Source organism: Burkholderia sp. HI2714 (assembly GCF_002223085.1).
Lineage (GTDB): Bacteria > Pseudomonadota > Gammaproteobacteria > Burkholderiales > Burkholderiaceae > Burkholderia > Burkholderia lata_D.
The window spans coordinates 1-4,524 of sequence record NZ_NKFM01000102.1; the positions used below are offsets into that span (position 1 = coordinate 1).

3 protein-coding genes are annotated in these 4,524 nt (G+C 54.6%); 1 reads left to right on the forward strand and 2 read right to left on the reverse strand.

What is annotated here, in order from left to right; translation table 11 throughout:
• Positions 1 to 123 precede the first annotated feature (123 nt).
• The gene (pdxR, locus tag CFB82_RS40970) at positions 124 to 1,557 is read right to left on the reverse strand and encodes a MocR-like pyridoxine biosynthesis transcription factor PdxR (RefSeq protein ID WP_143751076.1); all 1,434 of its coding nucleotides are present in this window, start codon (positions 1,555 to 1,557) and stop codon (positions 124 to 126) included.
• Positions 1,558 to 1,815: 258 nt separating this feature from the next.
• Here pdxR and CFB82_RS40975 point away from each other — a divergent pair, with 258 nt between their 5' ends.
• The gene (locus CFB82_RS40975) at positions 1,816 to 2,775 is read left to right on the forward strand and encodes a hypothetical protein (protein WP_089487897.1); all 960 of its coding nucleotides are present in this window, start codon (positions 1,816 to 1,818) and stop codon (positions 2,773 to 2,775) included.
• 205 nt (positions 2,776 to 2,980) lie between these two features.
• Here the strand turns inward: CFB82_RS40975 and CFB82_RS40980 are convergent, their stop codons facing one another.
• Complete coding sequence (locus CFB82_RS40980; protein WP_089487898.1) at positions 2,981 to 3,790, reverse strand: Crp/Fnr family transcriptional regulator; 810 nt, start codon at positions 3,788 to 3,790, stop codon at positions 2,981 to 2,983.
• Between the last annotated feature and the right edge of the window lie 734 nt (positions 3,791 to 4,524).

A 4,524-nucleotide genomic window follows, 5' to 3' on the forward strand; every position in this document is an offset into this window, starting at 1 on the left:
ATCTCGCGCCGGAATTCGAGTGGGTGATTCGGGATGCCTTTGCGGCCAATCCTCTTTGGTGCTTCTGTTGTCAAAGTAGTCCCCGCTACTTGAAGTGGTGGGAACTACTCTGGCAATTTCCGGTCACGCCGTCGAGACGGTGCTGGAGACTCGCTTACGACCGATGCCCTTCGTGATGTGTTGCACCGGCGTTCCGCCAAAGCCGAACACCAGTATGTTGGATGCGCGTCCAGTGCTCGAAAATGTGTCTCCCCTATATATGCCGACGCCCTCTTCGTCTGCGATACTGCACAATGTGTCGATGTCGTAACCGTCATTCACTCGTGTCGAAATGTGCAGACCGCACGTTGAATCCAACGGAGTCAGCCACGTGGACAGACGGTTCGTGATCGCTTCCAGCAGGGTCGCTCGTCGCCGCTTGTACTCCGTGCGCATGCCGTTCAGATGCGAAGCGAATTCACCGCTTACCATGAGCTGCAACAAGGTATTCTGGACGTGCATGGACGTTTGCCTGTCCACGATCCATTTTGCTCTTCTAAGCCCGTCGAGGAGCCAGGGAGGCGAGACAATGAAGCCTAGCCGGAATGCCGGCGCCAAAATTTTGGACAGCGATCCGAGATAAATCACACGTTGCTCCCGATCGATCGACTGCAGACACGGTGACGGCATCGTACCGTGGTAATACTCACAGTCGTAGTCATCTTCGAAGATAACGAAGCCTCCCTTCGCCGCGCTCGCGAGCAGCGCTTTCCGCCGCTCCGGCGAAAGCGTGACGCCCAACGGAAATTGATGGTTGGGCGTACAGTACAGGCCAGCGATTCCCTCGGGAATGTCCTCGACTTTGACCCCCTGCTCGTCGACTTGAAGTTGAACGGGTTCAGAGCCGGATAGCCGCCCAATTTCGGCGACAACAGGAAAACCAGGATCTTCTATGGCGAACGACGTTCCGGGACCCAGCAATAGTCTCGATAGAAGATCGAATGACTGGTGCGTTCCAGTAGTGATGACAATATCCGCTCCTGTACAACGAACGGACCTCGATTGGCGAAGGTAGGCAGCAATTCGCTCGCGCAGCCGCACATCTCCCTCCGGCTGGCCATATTCCGAAAGCGGCGCGGGTTCCATGTCGGATGGCCAACGGGCCAAGCGCTTGCGCCAAAACACACGATCGGCGTCGTGGGAAACGGCGCCCGGACGAAAGTCGACATCCACGTCCTTGTCAGGCAGCACGAATGTCTTGAGCGGGAGACGCTCCGACCATTCCGACAAACGCAATCGGGTCGCGGAACGGGTAATCGGAGCGCTGTTCTGCGATGGTATTGCACGCACGTACAAACCAGAACCAACTCGAGCCTCAAGCCAGCCCTCCGCAATCAACGCTGCGGTCGCCGCTCTTATCGTATTGCGCGATACGCCAAGTTGAAGCGCCCATGTTCGGGATGCCGGCAAGCGTTGCCCCGCTTCAAGACGGCCCTCTTTCAAGGCCGTGTAAATGCCTTCGTACACTTGCTGTTGGATCGGACCCACGCCGTCCAATTGAATCAAAAAGTCGCCCACGCGTACTCCTTCGCTGATACGCACCTTCCCATGCGATATGCGCTTTGCCAGATGAGTGGTCGCTCACAGCCCAATTTAAGCAGGAAATTTTGGCCCACGTTCTGGCCGGCAGGATCATAAACTCATAGCCCACGCCAGTTTCGTGGCTTGCCCTCGCGCTGGTGAGCGAGTGAAATGTTCGGGACCAAAACTATGAATTCTACGATTGCACGAGTGGATAGGAGTTCGTCACTTTATTGGCACTTCGCGCCAACTGCGATGACGCTCGGCTATCCGTGGTATCTCGCCAGATTTTACGAAGGAGCTGGCAGCCACCACACGGTTGGCGCGTTGTTCGCCATTGCATTGGTGTTCGTGGTTCCCTTGAGCGCGTTCTTCAGCCTGCAGTCGCTCTCCCGGCTCGATGTGAGCGACGGACGGGTCGTCATCTTGCGACGTCTTGCACACTTCACGTTTGCCTCGCCGCCACTTTTCGTCATCTTGGGGGTCGTGCTTTATTTGATGAAGATACAAGGCGCAGACGGGAAAGTGTGGCTTGGGTTGTGGGCGGTCGTGATTGTCGGAAGCCTGTTGGCGCTATCCACTGAGCGAAACGATACCCCCCGTTCGCGACAGAACCTGAATACTGCACCGGTGCGCGTGCTTCATGGTGCAGCATCAGTCGCCATCATCACCGTCTTCCTGTTTCCTCATCTAGGCAACCACGCAGTCGGGATTCTAGGCACCGATTTGCACAAGAGCGTCATGCTCGTGCTTCGTCATGCGTATCGGGCGGGATGGCTCGAACCCATTTTGATCGGACTCTTCTTCTTCCAAATCGTTAGTGGCCTTGTACTGTTGATGCCGAAGCTCACCGTTAAGCAAGATACGCTCGGATCATTCCAGACAGCATCCGGCGCGTATCTCGTCATCTTCATTGCCTCGCATATCAATTCGGTATTCATTCTTGCGCGTTACTTCGGGACGGATACCGACTACGCGTGGGCAACCGGGGCCCCGAGCGGTCTGATTGGCGACGCATGGGACGTGCGGCTGATCCCTCACTACTCGCTAGGCGTATGGCTCGTCCTTTGTCATATCGCCTGCGGCCTGCGGACCGTCATGCTGGCTCACGGCGTCGGTCTTGAAAGAGCCAACCGGATTTGTTGGTCCCTGATCATTGGTTGCTCGGTTTGGACGGCCATCGTCGTAGCGGGCATGCTAGGAGTTCGCGTTTAGCCCTTGGTCAAATCTCACTAAGGATCCGGCAAAACTCGAAGTTATCGGTATCGCGGTGCCGCTTTACCCGCCGCCAAGTCCCACGAGGTCGAGGTATGGAACGTATTGGCGCCTGGCCTTTGCGCCCAGCTTCGAAGTAGCAGGCCTCTGCCCAATACCTCATATAGTTATTTACGATCCGGGAGCATAATGTGGAGCTTGGGCACTAACCCTGTTCAAATTTTGGAATCCAACCAAGCTTCGATGCCAACATATTCGGATTCGGAGCACGCATTACAGTGCCACATGGACAAATCACGAGCGGAAAATCCGCCGTCGATCGAGTCATTCCCTCCAACAATCTCACCGCCTCAGGATCCTCCCGAGTATCGAGCATCGCGTGAGGATAGTCGTTTTGCGTGAGAAATCCCTGTAGAGCGACAAGCATCGGATCATCTGCATGACCAACGATGATAGGACCGCTCTTGCTTTTCACTAGGTGCATGCGTCGCAGGATCAACGCGCGCATGATCCGCTCACCGAGTTCCACCTCGGCAACAAAAAGACGGCACAACTGTTCAGGAACGATCAATAGCGTTTCGGCGTCGTCAAGGGCATCTGCGTCGACTAATGCTGGCTGTCCAAATAGTTGACCGATCTCTGCGAGAAATTGTCCAGGCTGGAGGATCATTTCGAAATGCCTCTCGCCCAGCTTGTCCCGACGCGTGATACGGATTGGCCCATTCACCACCAGGAACAGACGCTCTGCGGGAAATCCGGTCCGTAACAGCGCCTCGCCGGCGAGATATCGCCGTGGGATACCGAAGCGTCGAATGCGCGCAATTTCAGAAGGAGAAAAGCAAGGACGCATCTGTTCGGCTCTTGACTCGAAAATCGAGAATAAATTTTTAGACACTTCAGCATTCAGGCATTCGTCCGTTCCGAAAGCAGCTACGCCATCGACTCTAAATTTTTTGCACTTTCCCACAGGGATTTGAGAGCGCTCGTCATCACGGATTATTTTTGATGAACCCATATATCCAGTCGCCGATTAAAAAACAATGACTTTCCAAGTCGGAATTTAATGCCAGACCCGCGACATTACTCGACTATTTCATCACAAACCCCAACCCGGAGCCGATATACGTATAACGCACCCATTCAACTTGATCGACATGGAATTTCGTCTCACCCCAAGCATCAACCCTATTAGTTCGCAACAGGGCATTTTGCAGCCCCTATTCACAATCGTTTGGTCATTCCGGCGCTCGACACTACCGCCGGACATGAGCGGAAAATTACCAGCGTCCGACATACTCCAAACCAGTCTGCGATTTCACGTGCCTCTCGATTGTCGCCTCAAAAAATAGAACCGGAATGACGATCGAGCCGACACCTCCAGGAATCTAATATCGAATACCTCGCAACAATGGTTACTTATCGACCAAGGGCACTAGATTTATATTTATTCGCACCTTATCGAGCCATGTTTTCTGAAAACAACAACGCACAATATAAATATTGGATGCCCCGTCTTCAATAAAACCCGTCATCCACAGCGATGACACTCAAATTAACATAACGTCGATCCACGCTGTAAGTACCGCGCCTGCAAGCCTCCCCGACGAATGCCCGAAGGCGCCCCCCGTTACTATCTTCACGCCCCGATAATCGGGGCTTTGGCCAGCCAGACCCGGCATGATTCCCGCCCCCAGTCGCAGTCATGATCCGGGGGGTGTTGTCACCGGGTCTGGTGGGTGGCTGGTGATC

Bases quoted from the DNA above. Each gene is read 5' to 3' on its own strand.
- CFB82_RS40975 (WP_089487897.1), top strand. From the start codon at position 1,816: ATGACGCTCGGCTATCCGTGGTATCTCGCCAGATTTTACGAAGGAGCT.
- CFB82_RS40980 (WP_089487898.1), bottom strand. From the start codon at position 3,790: ATGGGTTCATCAAAAATAATCCGTGATGACGAGCGCTCTCAAATCCCT.